General features: G+C 72.6%; 12 protein-coding genes. 3 read left to right on the plus strand and 9 right to left on the minus strand.

Annotation, left to right across the window (positions count from 1 at the left end; all coding sequences use genetic code 11):
- Positions 1-9: 9 nt before the first annotated feature.
- The gene (locus ACFZAM_RS13165) at positions 10-1,329 is read right to left on the minus strand and encodes an extracellular solute-binding protein (RefSeq protein WP_355345733.1); all 1,320 of its coding nucleotides are present in this window, start codon (positions 1,327-1,329) and stop codon (positions 10-12) included.
- A 409-nt stretch (positions 1,330-1,738) separates the two neighbouring features.
- Here ACFZAM_RS13165 and ACFZAM_RS13170 point away from each other — a divergent pair, with 409 nt between their 5' ends.
- The gene (locus ACFZAM_RS13170) at positions 1,739-4,330 is read left to right on the plus strand and encodes an alpha-L-rhamnosidase C-terminal domain-containing protein (RefSeq protein ID WP_391045480.1); all 2,592 of its coding nucleotides are present in this window, start codon (positions 1,739-1,741) and stop codon (positions 4,328-4,330) included.
- 77 nt (positions 4,331-4,407) lie between these two features.
- Here ACFZAM_RS13170 and ACFZAM_RS13175 read toward each other — a convergent pair whose 3' ends face one another.
- The 4 genes from ACFZAM_RS13175 to ACFZAM_RS13190 are packed head-to-tail and all read right to left on the minus strand — an operon-like array spanning position 4,408 to position 10,557.
- Complete coding sequence (locus ACFZAM_RS13175) at positions 4,408-5,688, minus strand: type III PLP-dependent enzyme (protein WP_391045484.1); 1,281 nt, start codon at positions 5,686-5,688, stop codon at positions 4,408-4,410.
- Positions 5,685-7,508: an IucA/IucC family protein gene (locus ACFZAM_RS13180; RefSeq protein ID WP_391045485.1), complete on the minus strand. Its 1,824-nt coding sequence runs from the start codon at positions 7,506-7,508 to the stop codon at positions 5,685-5,687. The genes ACFZAM_RS13175 and ACFZAM_RS13180 overlap by 4 nt, the downstream gene beginning before the upstream one ends.
- A complete protein-coding gene (locus ACFZAM_RS13185) occupies positions 7,508-9,352 on the minus strand; it encodes an IucA/IucC family protein (protein ID WP_391045649.1) in 1,845 nt (614 codons plus the stop codon). Before ACFZAM_RS13185 ends, ACFZAM_RS13180 begins: the two co-directional genes overlap by 1 nt.
- A 2-nt stretch (positions 9,353-9,354) precedes the next feature.
- Positions 9,355-10,557 (minus strand): ATP-grasp domain-containing protein, encoded by a 1,203-nt coding sequence (locus ACFZAM_RS13190; protein ID WP_391045488.1) that lies wholly within the window; start codon positions 10,555-10,557, stop codon positions 9,355-9,357.
- Positions 10,558-11,030: 473 nt separating this feature from the next.
- Here ACFZAM_RS13190 and ACFZAM_RS13195 point away from each other — a divergent pair, with 473 nt between their 5' ends.
- A complete protein-coding gene (locus ACFZAM_RS13195; RefSeq protein ID WP_391045490.1) occupies positions 11,031-11,234 on the plus strand; it encodes a hypothetical protein in 204 nt (67 codons plus the stop codon).
- Positions 11,235-11,412: 178 nt separating this feature from the next.
- A complete protein-coding gene (locus ACFZAM_RS13200) occupies positions 11,413-12,324 on the plus strand; it encodes a hypothetical protein (protein WP_391045492.1) in 912 nt (303 codons plus the stop codon).
- 126 nt (positions 12,325-12,450) lie between these two features.
- On the opposite strand, the gene ACFZAM_RS13205 is transcribed toward ACFZAM_RS13200, so the two are convergent.
- The 4 genes from ACFZAM_RS13205 to ACFZAM_RS13220 form a co-directional block, all read right to left on the minus strand.
- Positions 12,451-13,806, minus strand: a complete 1,356-nt coding sequence (locus ACFZAM_RS13205; RefSeq protein ID WP_391045495.1) for an alpha-galactosidase — start codon at positions 13,804-13,806, stop codon at positions 12,451-12,453.
- Positions 13,803-14,828, minus strand: coding sequence for a PfkB family carbohydrate kinase (locus tag ACFZAM_RS13210; RefSeq protein WP_391045498.1), 1,026 nt, complete (start codon positions 14,826-14,828; stop codon positions 13,803-13,805). Before ACFZAM_RS13210 ends, ACFZAM_RS13205 begins: the two co-directional genes overlap by 4 nt.
- Positions 14,829-14,948: 120 nt before the next feature.
- Positions 14,949-15,854, minus strand: coding sequence for an ABC transporter permease subunit (locus tag ACFZAM_RS13215; RefSeq protein WP_391045501.1), 906 nt, complete (start codon positions 15,852-15,854; stop codon positions 14,949-14,951).
- Positions 15,851-16,867, minus strand: coding sequence for an ABC transporter permease subunit (locus ACFZAM_RS13220; RefSeq protein ID WP_391045503.1), 1,017 nt, complete (start codon positions 16,865-16,867; stop codon positions 15,851-15,853). Before ACFZAM_RS13220 ends, ACFZAM_RS13215 begins: the two co-directional genes overlap by 4 nt.
- Positions 16,868-16,870 lie beyond the last annotated feature (3 nt).

Raw genomic sequence — 16,870 nt, forward strand, 5'->3', positions numbered from 1 at the left:
GTTCCCTGGTCAGGACGACGGCAGGGCCTGCATGGCCTTGATGAACCCGTCGGCGTCGAGCTTGCCGTCGAAGAACTGCTGGACCGCCGTGTGCATCGCGGTGCTCGCCGACTGCGGGTACGCCTGGTCCCAGGAGAGCTGGAAGGACTTCGCGTCCTTGACCAGGTTGTACTGGTACTTGGAGTAGGCGGGATCGGCCGAGGTGTCGAGGAACTTCTCGGTGTTCCTCGTCGTCGGCAGATTGCCGATGCCGAGCTGTGCCTGCACGAATTCGTCGCTGTACTGGAGCTTGAGGAATTCGGCTATCGCGTCCGGATACTTGGTCTTCTTCAGCACCGAGTAGAAGTTGTTGGTGTTGCCCACCACGTCGGTCGGGTCGCCGACGCCGCCGGTCACGGTCGGGAAGGTGCTGAAGCCGAGGTCGTTCTTGGCGAAGTCGGCGTTGGCGTCCTGCTGGGTGGAGTAGTACCAGGAGCCCATCAGCTCGAACCCGGCCTTGCCGGTGGCGACCAGGGCCGCGGAGCCGTTGTCGGTGAACTTCACCGAGTCGTAGTTGGTGCCGAAGGCACCGGCGTCGACCAGCTCCTTGAGCATCGACAGCGCCTTCTTGCTGTCGGCGCTGGCCCAGGCGCTCTTGTCGCCCGCGAGCGCCTTCTCGAACAGGCCGGGGCCCGCGACGCGGTCGTAGACGTACTCGTACCACATCAGGGTCGGCCACTGGTCGCCGCCGCCGAGCGCGATCGGGGTGATGTGCTTGGACTTCAGGACCTTGACCGCGTTGAGCAGGTCGTCCCACGTCTTGGGCTCGGTCAGGCCCGCGTCGGCCAGCACCTTCTTGTTGTTGAAGAGCAGGACGGGCTGGGTGCCGCGCATCGGGATGCCGTAGGGCTTGCCGTCCACCTTGGCGCTGTCGAACACCGACGTCAGGAAGTTGTTCTTGAGCCCCGGGTCCTTGGCGATCATTTCGTCCAGCGGCAGCAGAAGCCCCTTCTTGACGAAGGGGGCGATGCTGCCGCCGCCCCAGTTGAAGAAGACGTCGGGCGCCTGCTTGGTGCTGATGAGCGTCTGCAGCTTCTGCTGGTAATCCGCGCCGGGGATGGTGTCGAGGACCGCCTTGACCTTGGACGTCTTGTTGAACGTCGCGACGATCTGCTTCTCGACCTTGTTGGTCGCGTCCCCGTAGACCAGCACGTGGAACGAGCCGGCGCCGCCCGAGTCACCGCCGCTGCTGCCGCCACAGGCGGCCAGGGACATTCCGAGCACGAGCGCCACGCCGCCGGCCAGGGCTCTGGCGGTCGCGGCGCGGGAGAGCAATGCGCGCTTCTTCATCGGTCCAGCCTTTCGAAAGATTCGGCATCATCGCCGAAATTTGCTGCGCGCTGTGACGGTAAAGTGCACCCGGAGAGGGGGTCAAGGCTCGCGTCACGGGTTACCAAAGCGTGACCCAACACCCGATCGGGCCACCGAACTGACGCGGTGTCGGCTTCGACAGTTTCGAGAAAGATGTCGGAACACGGGACGAGACCGGCGAGCGGGGCCGACGGCGGGCCGGACGCGGGGGCGGCCCTGCCGCACCGTTTCAATGACGTTTCAATTCCGCGCCGCGACAATGCGAAGCCTTGGCCGAAGGATGTATTGACCCCCAGCTCAATCGCGCCATAGGTTCAGCGGCGCCGAATTGAATCGTTCTTAGTGGTGCGGGCTGCGGGACGCGGCTCGTGGAACACCTGGAGCCCTCTTGTCCTCTGCGCATCCCCTCCGTGGCACGCTCTCCCGACGGTCGGTCCGCATCGCGCAGGCCGTCGCCGTCGTCGGCGCGCTCACCGCGACCATGGCCCTGTCGGGGCCGGCCTCCGCCAACTCCCCCCACTCCGCCTCCTGGCGGAAGTACGTGCGGGCACCGTCGAGCCGCGAGGTGCGGCCGGTCGCCGTGACGGCCACCACCGGCGACGTCGCCCACCCTCAGGGCGTCCTCGGCAAGGGCACCGCCACCCTCAACAGGCCCGCCCCCAAGCCCGAGCCGACGTGGCCGGCCGACACCACGGCCACCGCCTCCTCGTACCACGACGGCAACAACGGCAACGACGGCAAGCCCCGTACCTACGTGCCAGGCAACGCGGTCGACGGCGACACCGACACGTTCTGGAACGACGCGAACGCGGCCACGTATCCCGCCTGGCTGGAGATCACCAGCCCGACCCCGGTCACGCTCCCCGGCATCACGGTGCTGTCCAACAGCGACGGCGTCCCGCAGGACTTCACCGTCGAGACCTGGGACGGCTCGGCCTGGACCACCCGCGCCACCGTCACCGGCAACTCCGACGTGCGGCGCGCGGTCGCCTTCTCCTCGTCCGTGACCACCGCGCGGGTGCGGATCACCGTGACCAAGGACCAGTCCTCGGGCAAGGGCGAGTACACCAGGATCAACGAGGTGTGGCCGGGGCTGGTCGCCGCCGAGCCGGTGCCCAGCGTCACGCTCGACTTCGGCAAGGTCGTCTCCGGCTACCCCCGGATCAGCTTCGCGGGCGCCTCGGACAACAGCCCCGGCGTGCGGGTGGCCTTCTCCGAGACGCTCGACTACCTCACCGACCGCTCCGACTACACGCGCTCCGACGTCTCCGGCGGCCCCGGCACCGATCAGTACGCGGTCCCCCGGCAGGGCGGGATCTGGACCGACCACAAGAGCTGCCTGAGCGGTACGAAGGTCTGCGCCGACGGCCTGCACGGCTTCCGCTACATGAGGATCAGCCTCGACGCGCTCCCCTCCGACGCGCCGCTCGCGCAGCCGTCGGGCACCGTGCGGATCGACGGTGTCTCGCTCGACTTCACCCCGTTCCTCGGCACCCCGGACTCCTACACCGGCTGGTTCGAGTCCTCGGACGCCGAGCTGAACCAGTACTGGTACGACGCCTCGTACACCAACGAACTGGTCACCGACACCTTCCGGTCGGACGACGTCGACCCGCGCAACGCCGACAGTCCGACGCTGGACGGCAAGCTCGTGCTGCACGACGGCGCCAAGCGCGACCGCGACCCGTATGTGGGCGATGTCGCGGTCTCCGGCCGCACCACGTATCTGACCCATGACGCGGCGGTCGCCGCCAAGAACGTGCTGGCCGACCTCGCCGACCACCAGCGCGGCGACGGCTGGATACCGCCCGCCTCGATCAACAACTACACGCTCCCGCTGTTCGACTACCCGCTGTGGTGGGTGACCAGTAGCTGGGACTACGTGCTGTACACCGGCGACACCGCCTACGCCCGCGACTACTACGCCAACCTGGTGAAGACGCTGGACAGTTGGTACCCGAGCGTCACCGACGCCAACGGCCTGCTGTCCAAGGGCCTGAACGGCACCGGCGGTTACGGCGACTACGCCTTCCTGCCCCGCAGCGGCGAGGTCACCTACTACAACACCCTCTACGTCCAGGCGCTCAAGGACGCGGCGGCGCTGGCGACGTCACTGGGCCACGGCGCGGACGCCGACCGCTGGCAGAAGCGCGCCGCCACAGTGAGCACGGCGATCAACACCCGTCTGTGGGACAGCGCGGCGGGCGCCTATCTCGACTCGGCGACCGGCGCGGTACGGCACGGGCAGGACGGCAACGGCCTGGCCGTGGTCGCCGGGGTCGCCGACCCGACGCGCGCCGCCTCGGCGCTCGACCACCTGTCCCGGACCACCGCCCAGCCGTACGGCAACGCCTTCATGGACAACAACACCCTGGTCCCGGACGGCTCCCAGCGGGTCTACGCCTTCACCTCGTACCCCGAGATCCAGGCCCGCTTCCTGGCGGGCAAGGCCGACTCCGCCATCGACGAGATCAAGCGGCTGTACGGCTGGATGGCCGGGCACGGGCCCGGCATCACCGACTGGGAGGGCATCGGCCCGGGCGGTTCGATGTACGAGGGCGGCTTCACCTCGGCGGCGCACGGCTGGTCGACCGGGGTGGTCCCGGCACTGACCAACGACCTGCTCGGCGCGACGCCCGTCACTCCCGGCTTCGCCACCTGGAGCGTCGCACCGCACCCGGGCTCCGTCACCTGGGCGCGCGGTCAACTTCCCACGCCGCACGGCCCTTTGACGGTGGACTGGAAGCGCGGCGGCGGTGACCGGCAGTTCACGCTCGACCTGACGGCGCCCAAGGGGACGTCCGGTGTCGTCGACCTGCCCGCGACGGGCACGCGCGTCACCGTCAAGGTCGACGGCCGGGTCGCCTGGGACGGCGCGGGGGCGCACGCCTTCCAGGCCACGCTCAAGGACGGCCGGGTGACGCTGCGCGGCATCCCGGCGGGCAGCCACACGATCACGGTGACCGGCAAGGCGTCCTGAACCGTCCGCCGCACACGCCCTCTCCCGGACCGGCGCCTCGGCCGGTCCGGGAGCGGCCGGTCCGGGAGCGGCCGGTCTCAGGAACGGGCCGTGGATTCCGGGAGAGCCGTGGAATCCGGGACATCCGTGGAATCGACGTAGTGGACGGTAGGCCGGGGGTGCATCAGGAAGTCGTGGTGCGAGATGTTCCAGGCGTACGCCCCGGCGAGCGCGAACAGCACCCGGTCGCCCGCGCGGAGTCCCGCCGCCGGGACCCGCCGGGCGAGCACGTCCTTGGGCGTGCACAACTGGCCCGCCAGCGTGACCAGTTCGCCGTCGGCCGCCGAGCGCGGCCACGGGTGTGGCCAGTCGTCGACCGGCAGCAGCGCGCAGGGCTGGTCGTGGCCCTTGGCCGCCGGGGTCCGCAGATGGTGGGTGCCGCCGCGCAGCACCGCGAACTCCTCGCCGTGGCTGGGCTTCACGTCCAGCACGTCGGTGGCGTACCAGCCGCAGTACGCCGTCAGGGCGCGGCCCGGTTCGATGCGCAGCAGCGGTCCGGGGTGGGCGTCGAGCAGCCGGGCGAGCCCCTCGCCGTACGCGGCCCAGTCGAAGCGGTCCGCCGGGCGGGTGTAGTCGACGGCCATGCCGCCGCCGACGTTGACCTCCCGGAGCGGGACGCCGTGCCGCGCCGTGAGGTCACTCGCCCAGGCGACCACGGCCTCGGCGACGGCGAGCAATCGCGGCGCCGGGAGGCCGCTGGCCAAATGGGCGTGCACACCGCGCAGTTCGAGGTGCGGGTGGCTGCCGTCGGTGAGCGCGCGGACGGCCGCGTCGGCCTGCGCCGGATCGAGGCCGAAGGGCGAGGGTCCGCCGCCCATAGCCAGCACACCCGTCGCCAACTCCCCCGGTGCGACAGCGAGGTTGAAGCGCAGCAGCACGCCGACGCGGCTCCCGCGCGCGGCCACGAGATGCGCGAGCACGCGCAGTTCGTACGCGCTCTCCACGTGGAAGCGGTCCACGCCGAGGTCGAGCGCGGCCGTGATCTCGGCGGGGGTCTTCCCCGGTCCGCCGAAGGCCAGCGGGCGGCCCGGCACCGCCGCCGCCACATGGGCGGCCTCGCCGCCGGACGAGACCTCGTAGCCGGTCACGTACGGGCCGAGCGCCGCCAGGATCTCCGGCTCCGGGTTGGCCTTCGCCGCGTAGTACAGCTCCGCCCGCTCGGGCAGCGCCGCCCGCACGGCCGCCGCGTGCGCGCGCAGCGCCGCCAGGTCGTAGAGGTAGGCGGGCAGTTGGGCGGTCGGAAGGGCGAGAGCCGTGGTCCGTACGGAGTCGGGGACGGCGACAGGTGCGGGTGCGGGTGCGGGTGCGGGTGCGGTCATGACTGCGTCCTCGCGTCGTCGGGATCGCGGTCGGCGCCGCGCACGGGGTGTCCGGGTCCGCCGTCCGGTGCCGGCAGGACGTCCTCGGCGAGCGGTGCCGGCAGGACGTCCTCGGCGAGCGGCGACGGCAGGCGTACGTATCCCGCGAACCGGTCGGCCGCGCGTTCCCAGCGGGTGAGGAGATTGGCCTTGGCGGGCAGCGGCGCTCCGGCGAGCAGGGCGTCGAGCCGGGGGTGATGGCCGTGCTCGTCCGCGTGGTCGCGGATGGTGCGGCGGACCTCGGCCCACAGGGCGGGTTCGGTGTCCGGGTGGAGGTCGGCGAGGGCGGCCAGCATCTCGGCGACGTGGTTGACCAGCAGGCAGTAGACCACCCGGTCCCAGCCCCGGTCGGCGTCGTAGCGCAGGGGCTCCGCGACCTCGGGCGGCAGCGCGGCGAGCGCGTCGGCGCAGGGGCCCGAGAGCAGTTCGGGGACCAGTTTGGTGCCCTCCAGGTCGCGGAAGAGCACCTGGACGGGGTCGCCGTCGGTGTCGACGCAGACCAGCACGTTCTGGAGGTGGGGTTCGAGCACGACGCCATGGTCGAAGTAGGCGGCAAGCACCGGGGGTACGAGCAGCCGCAGGTAGGCGCGCCACCAGCGCAGGGCCGCCGCCGGGCCGCCGTCCGCGACCAGCCGGGAGATGTGCCCCGGTCCTGTCGGGTACTCGTCGGCGACGGCGGCGGCCAGCAACGCTGTACCGCCGGGCCCGAGCCGCCGGTCGAGCCCTTCCCTGACGATCACGCCGAAGCCTTCGAGCAGCGACTGGTCGGGGCGGCCGTCGCGGCCGGGCAGGGCCAGGCTGCGGTAGGCGGGCTCGCGCAGTACGTCGGCGCCGGGGAAGCGGGCGGCGAGGTCGGCGAAGGCGGGCCGCAGCATCCGGGTCAGGGCGACGGCCCCGGCCAGCTCGTAACTGGCGTTCTTGCGGAGGCAGTTGGTGATCCGCACATTGAGGCTGAATTTGAGGAAGGTGTCGCCGTCGTAGAGGGTGCGGACGGAGGCGGTGGCGGCGAAGCGGGTCCTGCCGGGGCCCAGGTCCAGCACGTCGCGGCGGTCCAGGGCGGCGCGCAGCGCGGGGTGGCGGCGCAGCAGGTCGTACTGCCAGGGGTGGGCGGGCAGCAGCCGGTAACCCGTGGGCACGGCCGCGAGCCGGTCCAGCGGGTCGGTGGCGCCGGGTTCGGCGCACTCCTGGACGGTCAGATCCTCGCGCACGGCGAGCAGCCGCAGCGGGAAGGACGCGGAGGTCTCCGGTGCGTAGGCGGCCCATGAACCGGGGTCGCCGCCACGGGACTTGGGGGCCGGGTGGAAGCGGTGACCGTAGACGAGCGACTGTTCGGAGGCGAGGTATCCGGCGAGCGGGAGCCCGGCCGCGACGGGGCGCGGGGCGCGCAGCGCGGTGGCGACTCCGTGGTGGCTGGACTCCACCTGATCGAGGAATTCGTCGTTGGACACGCCGGTGAGCGAGGTCAGCTCGGCGTGGGTGTGTTCGGCCAGCCGTCGCCAGTCGATCTCCGTCCAGTCGTCGTGGCCGGTCTGTTCCGTGACCGGTCCCGCGAAGCGGTGCGCGCCGAGCAGTGAGGTGCGGCGCAGCGCGACCCGAAGCCGTACTCCGGTGCGGGGCAGCCGTACCAGCAGGCGGCCGTCGATGACGGCGGTCTGGTGCTCGGGCCCCGACACCTCGCGGAGCAGGCAGTTCAGCAGGGTGTGGGCCACGGCCCGGTCCGCGTCGGGCAGTCCCGCGTGCCGGGCGCAGTCGGCGGGTCCGGTGATGGTGGGCAGCGTCATCAACGGCTCCGCAGAAGGTAGTTGGGTCCGGTGGTGTAGTGCTTGTTGATGTCGGTGGCTCCTGAGCGGTCCTTGGTGAGCAGCGTGCCCGCGCTCACCATCGCTTTGACGGGCAGGCGCGGTGCGTCGAGCACACGCGCGCGCAGGGTCTCGCCCGCTTCGCCCGGCCCGGTGCCGAGCCGCCGCGCGGCCCGGTCGAGCAGGTCGCGTACGCGGCCGAGCAGGTCTTCCAGCGGGGCGCGGCCGAGCCGCGCGAAAGCGAACGCGTAGGCGCCCGCGCACAGATGGACGGTGATGGTGGTGAACAGATCGGCCACCGGGCCGTCGTCGTCCACCAGGATGCGCGGGTCGTCGAAGGCGGCGCGCTCCGGCGCGTCGGGGCCGAGGGCCGCGCGCAGCCGCACGCGGTTGACGCGCAGGCCGTCGTCGTCCTTGAGGAGCAGGCGCAGCCGGGTACGGCCTTCGGGGTCGTCCAGCAGCAGCGAGATGTTCTGCTGGTGGGACTCCAGGGCGATGCCGTATCCGAAGAGCGTGGTCTGCCAGTCGAGGAGCAGGGTGAGGACCGCGTCGAGCAGGGCGAGCGGGTCACCGCCGTAGTAGCGGTCGGCGAGGTGGTCGATGACCGGCCGGCCGTCGGGGGCCTCGGCGAGCAGCGCGGCCATGGGCAGGACGGCGCAGCCGTCGAGGCCGGGCGGGTGGCGGCGGACGAGCACGGCGAGGAGTTCGTGGCCCGCGTGCGCGAACCGGTTCTCGTCGGCGTACAGCACGCTGTCGCGGAAGCGCGGTTCGCGCGCGGTCACCGCCTCCAGCAGCCGCTGCCCGGCCGCGCCGTCGATCAGGCTGCCCGGTTTGATCGTGCGCCGGTTGAGCAGCCCCAACGTCGAGGTGGCCAGGGGCAGTTTGAGGTGGGTGCCGGGGTCGGCGAGGACCGCGACGGTGCGGGTCGACAGTGTGGGCGCCACGTCCAGGTAGGTGCGGTCGGCCAGTACGGACCTGCCGTCGAGGCCGGTGGCGCGCAGCGCGTCCCGCAGCGGGCCGTCCGCCGTGAGGGGGTGGACGGGGAAGGCGACATGGGTGCCGTCCAGCTCCTGCGGCAGGCCGAGGGTGAGGGCGGACGGCCGCAGAACGCCGAGGCCGAGGCCGTCGGGTGCCCGATCGCCGTCCGCGCCCTGCACGGTGACGGCCTCCCTGGGCAGGGCGAGCCAGCGCAGGGCGAAGCGCGGCGCGAATTCGGGCGCGTGGGCGAGGAGTTGACTTTCCGTCAGTCCGCTGCGGGCGGCGGAGGTCGGGTGCACCGGGTGGCCGTACCGGGCGGCCAGGGTGTCGTACGCGAGGGCGCCGGTGAGTCCGGTCCACCCGGCGGGGTCGCCCCCGTGGCGTGCGGTGAGCCGGGCCACGGTGTCGGCGCGGGTCGCGGTCCGCAGCCGCAGGGCGGTCAGCGCGTCCCGGTACTCGGTCGCGAAGGCGGTGAAGCCCGCGCGGTCCTCGGGCGCCGCGAGAGCGCGCAGCGCCGCCAGGACGTCCTCGCCGGTCGTCAACTCCCGCCCGCCGGGTTCCTGGAGCAGCAGCGGAAGCCGGGCGGCGTACTCGCTCTGGAAGCCGTTCGCCGTGACCGGCAGCAGGAGCGCCGACTCCTCCCCTGCCGGGTCGGTCACGGGCAGCGGCAGCGGCAGCGGCAACACGTCCGCATCGGCCTCGGGGACCGGCAGTCGCAGCCAGTCGCCGTCGGGGCGGCGTACGAGGGCGCTGCCGGTGCGCAGGCGCACGACGTCCTCGCGCAGCAGCGTGCTCAACACGTCGAGCAGCAGGGCGCGTTCTTCGTCTCCGGCGGCCCGGCCGGTCACCGTCACGGGGTGATCTCCCAGCGGTGCTCGGCGAGGAAGCTGGTGACGGCCCGCTCCACGGCGTCCTCGTCGGGTCCGATGGCCCGGACGACGCCCAGCAGGTCGCGGTTGGTGCGGTGCAGCGGATGCCGTTCGCCGACCGTCCGCAACGGCCGGTAGGTCAGGCGCACGCCGTCGGCCGTCAGGTCGGCCGGGCCGGGGGCGGCGGTGAGGGTGCCCGCCTGCCGCGCGTAGGGGTAGTCGAGCCGGGCGGCGCGGCCGGTCGCGGTGCGCAGGTCGGCCGGGAGGGGTTCGCCCAGATGGGTGCGGAGGATGTGTTCGAAGAGCGGCAGGTCGAGCAGTTCGGCCAGCAGCAGGTCGCACTGGTCGCCGATGGCGCGGTAGTTGACCTCGATCAGGCGCGCGCGCCCTTCGTGCAGCACGAATTCGGTGTGGCAGGCGCCGAATCCGACACCGAGGGCGTCGAGTTGGGCGAGGACCTGGTCGACGACGGGCGCGGGGTGCGCGGGGACGAAGGTCAGCCGCTCCTCGATGAAGTACGGCGGCGGGGACAGCGTGGTGCGGAAGCCGCCCAGCACATGGCGGGTCGTACCGTCGCCGAGGGTTTCCAGGGTGAGCAGTTCGCCGGGCAGGAACTCCTCCACGACCAGTGCGGCGCCCGGCCGGTCGGCCTGGATCCGCCGGACGCGGCGCTCCAGGTCCGCCGGGTCCTCGGCGCGTACGACGTCCTCGCTCGCCACGCCCTCGCGCGGTTTGACGACGCAGGGGTACGGCACGTCGAGTCCGGCGAGGCAGGCCGCCGGGTCCTGGCCCGCGGGCAACTGCGCCGACCACACCGTGTCGACGCCCGAGGCGGCCAGGACCCGGCGCGTCTCGGCCTTGTCCTTGGTGCGCAGCGCGGCCTGCCAGCTCTTGGCGGGCAGGCCGAAGTAGTCGGCGGCCAGGGCGGCTTGGACCTGGAGGTGGTCGCTGTTGGTGAAGACGGCGTCCGGCGGCCGATAGGCGGAGACGCGGGTGATGACGGCGCGGAAGTCGCGTACGTCGCACTCCAGGACGCCGACCGCCGGATCGTCTCCGTACGCGGCCCGGTGCGCGGCGGGCTGGTCGGTGAGGACCGTGACGTCCAGGCCGAGGCGGCGGGCGGCCGGGAGGAATCCCTCGGTGACCGAGTCGGTCGGGTTCAGAGCCAGCACATAGAGCCGCATGGGGGTCCACTTCCGGGCGCGCAGTCGTTCGGGCCGACGGTCGTGGGACGACCGGTGACCAGGGGCGCGACGAGCCTAGGTTAGGCATGCCTAACTCTGTCAATTCGCCCCGGCGCGGCGCCGGTTGACGGCCGTGGGCACCGGCGCGTCGGTGCGATTCTCATGCTGTCCGCTGATCCGATCATGTCCACCGACCGGCGCGCGCGACACCGATTTCCGCCGTGCCCGGAGGTCCGCCGCCGCCCCGGTTCGCACGCCGTCCGTCCACCGTCCGACCCGAGCGCGGACGGGCGGTGGACGGACCTTGGACAGCAGGTGAAGCGGGCCGAACCGCCCTACGCCATACGGGGGTTCGGGTGGCGCCGGGCCGCGGCGGCGTCGTTAGCATGTCCGGAGATCCGCGATCTCCCCTGGCTCTCCGTGCGATCGGGGCCAGGGCGGAGGGCGGCCGATGACGTCGGATGGAGGTCCGGGTGGACGGTTTCGCCGAGGCGATGCTGGAGCGGGTGCGCGTGGCTCGGGAGGCGGTGGCCGCCGCGGGGCGGGCGGGGGACGCGTACGCGTTGGCCGTGGCCTGCGACGAGTTGGACGACGCGCTCCGGATCGCCCGCGCGAACGGGGTCGACGCGGACCTCCCGGAGAACGGGGACGGCGGCGGCGCGGAGACCGGCGGCTGACCGCGGCCCGACGCCCGGCCCGCACTCCCCCGGCACCGCACCCGTCCGGCCCCGATCCCCCCTGGCGCGAACCCGCCTGTTACCCGCCGCCGCCCATGGGCAGCCTGGGAGCAGGGGTCCCGATGCGGCGTCCGCCCCGCCGTACAGTGTCCGGCACACCGCGACGAGGGGATTCGGCATGATCACCGAGCCGGAGATGGTCGAGGAGCCGGAGCCCGACCGCCCCGCCCCCGACATCCTGAGCGGCGCGGGCCACGCGCCGCCGTCGCTGCGCTCCGCGCTCTCCCGGCTGCGCACCCGCCTCCCGCCGCCGCGCTCCCCCGCGGACCCGTACCGCGTCCGCGACACGGGCGGCGGTCACGGCGGCGAGGACAGAGGACCGACCCTCAAGCCCTGGCGGCCACGGCCCGAGGGACGCCGGGGCCGCGTGCTGTGGGCGCTCGGCGGCGTCGTCACGGCGTCGGCGGTCTGGCTCGCGGTCCTCCAGTTCACCGGGTACGGCGGCCCGCGGCCGGACCTGCACGGCTATCACCTCGCGGACAACCCGTGCACCAGCGACAATCTCCAGCCGCTGTCCGACGCCTTCGGCACCGAATTCCTCCAGGGCATCCCCGTGATCACCAAGGGTCCCGCCCTCGACCACGCCGCCTGCACCCTGACCACGTCGGTGACCGGGAGCGGCGACTGGGAGACGACGTACACGGTCACCGTCACCGTCGACCTGCACAAGAAGTCCGACGTGCACGCCGAATTCGCGGACCTCTCGCATGTGATCGTCCCCGACCCCACAACCGCGGGTTCCGGCGACTTCCTGTTCATGACCGACTCGCCCGAGGTCACCAGGGCGCTGCGCGGCCTCGGCGACCAGGCGTTCACGATCTACGGCACCGCGCGGCAGGCCGTCACCGTCCGGCACGGCGGCGCCGTCTTCTCGCTCAGCGTGGACGGCATCAAGCAGTGGAACGGCGTGGCCGCCCGCCCGCTGAACGCCGACGGCTCCCCCATCGAGGCGACCCCCGCCGACACCATCGCGCTGCGCCCGGCGCTCATCCGGGCCATGCGCCACCTGATGAGCGCCCTCGCGCACTGAGCCGAGCCCTGTCGAACCGAACCGAGTGCCGAGCCGGGCCGAGCTGAGCCGGGCCGAGTCGGGCCGCGTGGAGCCGGGCCGAGCCGGGCCGACTCAGCCCACCGGCCCGGCGCGCGGGCCGCCGCCTCACGTGCCCAGGACGGCCCGCAACTCCGGCTGGAGCGCGTCACCGTGGGCGCGCACCATGTCGTCGCACAGCTCCCAGATCCGTTCGACGGGGAGCGAGGCGGCCGTCGCCGGGTCGGTCATGGCGGCGTGCCGGATGTGGCGGGGGTCGCCCTCGATCGCGGCGCGGACGACGAGGTCGGTGGTGCTGAGGTAGGTGCGGTTCAGCGCGGCGCACTGCGGCGGCAGCGCGCCGATCCGGGTGGGCTGGACGCCCAACGCGTCGACCAGGCACGGCACTTCGACCGTACCGGCGGCCGGGAGGTCGTCGATGAGGCCGTGGTTGGGCACATTGCCGTAGATGGTGCGCGGGGTGCCGGTGGTGATGCTGTGGATCACCTGCGGCGCGTACTCCATCGTGCCCTCGACCGGCAGCGGGAGTCCGGCGGCGAGCGCGGCGCGGGTCTTCTCGTACGCGGCGACGTTCTCGTCCACGATGCCGAGGTACGCGCCGACGGGCAGCCGCAGCCGCTCGATCTCGCTGTCGTGGTGCAGGTACCAGGGCACGTACTCGGAGGAGTGCTCGCTGGTCTCGGTCGGGTAGTAGCCGAGCCGCCGGTACATGTCGACGCGGACCCTGCGGCGCAGTTGCGGGTCCTGCGCGATGAGCGCGTCGAGCCGCGGGTAGACGTCCTCGCCCTGGTACTCGAAGCGCAGCACCCACGCCTGGTGGTTGACGCCCGCCGCGTGGTAGGTCACCTCTTCCAGCGGGATGCGCAGCAGTTCCGCCAGGTCGTGCATCGTCCAGTACACCGAGTGGCACAGGCCGACGACCCGGGTCAGTCCGGTGGCCTCGGCGAGGTACTGCACGTTCATCGCCATCGGGTTGGTGTAGTTGAGCAGCCAGGCGTCGGGGCAGACCTCCGCGATGTCCCGGCCGAGTTCCCGCAGGACGGGGAAGGTGCGCAGCGCGCGGAAGATGCCGCCGACGCCGAGGGTGTCGCCGATGGTCTGGCGCAGGCCGTGGCGGGCGGGGACGTCGAAGTCGGTACGGGTCGCCTCGCCCATGCCGACCTGGATGATGTTGATGACGAAGTCGGCGCCTTCCAGGGCCGCGCGGCGCTCGGCGTGCGCGGTGATCAGCGGCGCCGCGCCGCGCCCGGCCGCGATGTGCCGTGCGGCCCCGTCGGCGGTGGCCAGCCGCTCGGCGTCGATGTCGTGCAGCGCGATGTGCACGTCCTTGAGCTCGGGGAAGGCGAAGAGGTCGGCGAGCAGGCCCTGGGTGAAGACGACGCTTCCGGCACCGATGAAGGCGATCTTGGTCGTACGGGTGGCGCCGCTGGTCGTCGTGCGGGGTGTGGTGCTGGCTGTGCTCATGACGGGTTCTTTCCGTTGCGGGTGGTGGCGGCGCGGGAGGCGCCGAGCGCCTCGTCCCAGGTGGGTTGGGCGGTGGTGCCGCCGTGCGCTCGGGTGGACAGGGCGCCGCAGGCGGCGGCCAGGGCGAGGGCGGCTGCCAGGGGCAGGCCCGCCAGGGTGGCGGCGACGAAGCCGGCGTCGAAGCTGTCGCCCGCGCCGACGGTGTCGAGCGGCCGTACGGGGACGGCGGGGGCGCGCAGCGGGCCGCGGCCGTCGTGGGCCAGGGCGCCGTCCGCGCCGTTCTTCACCACCACCAGCGGACCGCGCGCGGCGAGCAGGGCCGCGGCCCGCTCGACGTCGGCGGGCTCGGGGTCCCCCGCCGGGATCTTCCCGTGCGCCTCGGGGTCACCGGACGCGGCCTCCCCGCCGGCCGCCAGGGCGCACGCCTCCCTGGCGTTCGGCAGCAGGATGTCGGTGACGGGGAGCAGCGCGGCGATTCCGGCCGGGTCCCAGTCGCCCGCCGGGTCGTCGTTGGTGTCGAGCGAGGTGGTGGCGCCGTGCGCGCGGGCGGTGCGGAAGAGGTCGGGCAGCGCGGTCGCGAGTCCCGGCAGCAGGAAGTACGAGGCGGCGTGCACATGGCGGCTGTGCGCGAGCAGCGCCTGGGGCACGTCGGCGCCGACGGTGGCCGTGAGGGTGCCGGGCGCGGTGAGGATGGCGCGGTCGTCGCCGCGGGTGAGCACGGTGGTCAGCGGCGTCGGCAGGTCCGGGTCCACCCGCAGCGCCGCGGTGTCGACGCCGCGCTCGGCCAGGGCGGTACGGACGTACCGGCCGGTGTCGTCGTCGCCGATCCGGCCGGCGATGGCGACCTTCAGGCCGAGCCGGGCGGCGCCGCACGCCATGATCGCGGCGGAGCCGCCGAGGGTCAGCAGGCCGGTGGGGACGAGCTGTTCGCGCTGGCCGAAGGCGAGCGGGGCGTCCAGCGGCCCCAGGACGATGTCGGGATTGGCGTCCCCGATGACGAGCAGGTCGAACGTGTCCGGCATGAGCTGGCTTTCTGTGGTGGTGGGGCGGAAGTCCGGCGGCGGGAGTCCGGGCGGTGTCCCGTCGTCCCTTCGGGCGACGGAGCGGGTCCGTCCGTCCTCGGGCGACGAGGCGGTGTCCCGTCAGCCCTTCAGGCCGCTGGAGGTGATCGACTGGATGAACTGCTTCTGCGCCGCGAGGAAGGCGAGCAGCACCGGCAGGACGGTCAGGACGTTGCCCGCCATCACCGCGGACCAGCGGGTGTGGTGCAGGCCCTGGAAGGTGGTCAGGCCGAGTTGCAGCGTGTACTGCGTGTCGTGGTTGATGGCGATCAGCGGCCAGGTCAGGTCGTTCCAGGTGCTGAGGAAGGTCAGCACCGCGACCGTGCTCAGCGCGGGCCGTGACAGCGGCAGCACGATGAGCAGCAGCACGCGCAGCCGTGAGCAGCCGTCGATCCACGCGGCCTCCTCCAGCTCCCTGGGCAGCGAGAGGAAGAACTGCCGCAGCAGGAAGACCGCGAAGGGCGTGACCAGCGACGGCACGATGAGCGCGCCGAGGGTGTCGATCAGGCCGAGCCGCTTCATCACCAGGAAGGTCGGGATCATGGTGAGCTGGAACGGGATCGCCATGGTGGCCAGCATCAGCACCAGCAGGGTGCGCGAGCCGGCGAACCGCATCCGGGCGAAGGCGTATCCGCCGAGCGCGCCGAAGACGAGGTTGGAGACGACCGCGACGACGGAGACGATCAGCGAGTTGGCGAACCAGCGCGGGAACAGCGCGTTGCCGAGCACGTAGCGGTAGCCGCCGAGGTCGATGTGGGAGGGCCACAGCGCGGGCGGGAAGCGGTTGATCTCGGCGTTGCTCATCACCGAGCTGACCAGCAGCCAGATCAGCGGGACCGCGAAGAGCAGGGCGAGCGGGGCGAGCAGCAGGTGCCAGCCGCTGAAGGGCAGCCGCGACCGCCGGGGGCGGGGCGCGCTCGGCAGCGGGGCGTCGGCGTTCTCGGCGCCGGGCGGCGCCGCGTCGGGCAGGGCTGAGGTGACGGTCATCGCGGGGCTCCTTCGAGGCGTACGGGCTCGCGTCGGCGCAGGGCCCGCGTGCCGACCGCGATCACCAGCAGGGCGAGCGCGAGCACGTAGGCGGCGGCTGCCCCGTAACCGGCGGTGAAGTTCTTGAACGCCTGCTCCCAGATGAAGTAGACGATCACGGTGGTGGAGCCGAGCGGTCCGCCCTTGGTGGTGACGTAGACGAGGTCGAAGACCTGGAGGGAGTTGATGGTCTGCCACAGCAGCAGGAAGACGTTGACCGGGGTGAGCGTCGGCAGCACGACGTGGCGCAGCAGTTGGCGGCGTCCCGCCCCGTCGAGCCTGGCGGCCTCGATGAGGGACTGCGGCACGTCCTGGAGCGCGGCGAGGTAGACCACGACGCAGAAGCCGGTGCCGCTCCACAGGGAGATCGCGACGAGGACGAGGAGGGCCTGCGACGGATCGGTGAGGAACCCCTGCGGGGAGACGCCGATGGAGTGCAGTACGGAGTTGGCGGCGCCGAACTGCGGGTCGAGGATGAAGGAGAACAGCACGCCCTGCGCGGTGGCCGAGATGACGAACGGTACGAAGATCAGGGTGCGGTAGACGCCGACGAGCCGGATGCGCCGGTTGAGCGCGAGGGCGAGCGCCAGGCCCAGCAGCATGCTCAGCGGGACGTACAGCGCGGTGTACTCCAGGGTGTTGCGCACCGCCTGGCTGAAGTGCGGGTCCTTGGACAGGGCCCGGTAGTTGGCCACGCCCACCCAGCGGCTGGGGGTGACCAGGTCGTCCGCGCGGAAGGACAGCAGCAGCGACCAGACCACGGGGACGACGCTGAGGCCGAGGATGACCACGATCGAGGGCGCGATGAAGGTCCACGCGGTCGCGGACTCGCCGCGCAGCCTGCGGCGCCGGGCGCGCAGTTGCTGTGCGTGCTCGCGGTCGCGGTCCTGGTCGGACAGGGTGAGCGGGGCGGGGCGGCGCTGCGCGGGGCCCGGCCTGTGCCGGGGCAGCAGCCGCGGCGTGGTTCTCGACATGGG

This window comes from Streptomyces sp. NPDC008079, from assembly GCF_042957385.1.
Lineage (GTDB): Bacteria > Actinomycetota > Actinomycetes > Streptomycetales > Streptomycetaceae > Actinacidiphila.

What these genes read in the sequence shown, in the direction of transcription:
- ACFZAM_RS13165 (WP_355345733.1), bottom strand. Translation starts at nt 1,329, where the DNA reads ATGAAGAAGCGCGCATTGCTCTCCCGCGCCGCGACCGCCAGAGCCCTG.
- ACFZAM_RS13175 (WP_391045484.1), bottom strand. Translation starts at nt 5,688, where the DNA reads ATGACCGCACCCGCACCCGCACCCGCACCCGCACCTGTCGCCGTCCCC.
- ACFZAM_RS13180 (WP_391045485.1), bottom strand. Translation starts at nt 7,508, where the DNA reads ATGACGCTGCCCACCATCACCGGACCCGCCGACTGCGCCCGGCACGCG.
- ACFZAM_RS13190 (WP_391045488.1), bottom strand. Translation starts at nt 10,557, where the DNA reads ATGCGGCTCTATGTGCTGGCTCTGAACCCGACCGACTCGGTCACCGAG.
- ACFZAM_RS13200 (WP_391045492.1), top strand. Translation starts at nt 11,413, where the DNA reads ATGATCACCGAGCCGGAGATGGTCGAGGAGCCGGAGCCCGACCGCCCC.
- ACFZAM_RS13205 (WP_391045495.1), bottom strand. Translation starts at nt 13,806, where the DNA reads ATGAGCACAGCCAGCACCACACCCCGCACGACGACCAGCGGCGCCACC.
- ACFZAM_RS13210 (WP_391045498.1), bottom strand. Translation starts at nt 14,828, where the DNA reads ATGCCGGACACGTTCGACCTGCTCGTCATCGGGGACGCCAATCCCGAC.
- ACFZAM_RS13215 (WP_391045501.1), bottom strand. Translation starts at nt 15,854, where the DNA reads ATGACCGTCACCTCAGCCCTGCCCGACGCGGCGCCGCCCGGCGCCGAG.
- ACFZAM_RS13220 (WP_391045503.1), bottom strand. Translation starts at nt 16,867, where the DNA reads ATGTCGAGAACCACGCCGCGGCTGCTGCCCCGGCACAGGCCGGGCCCC.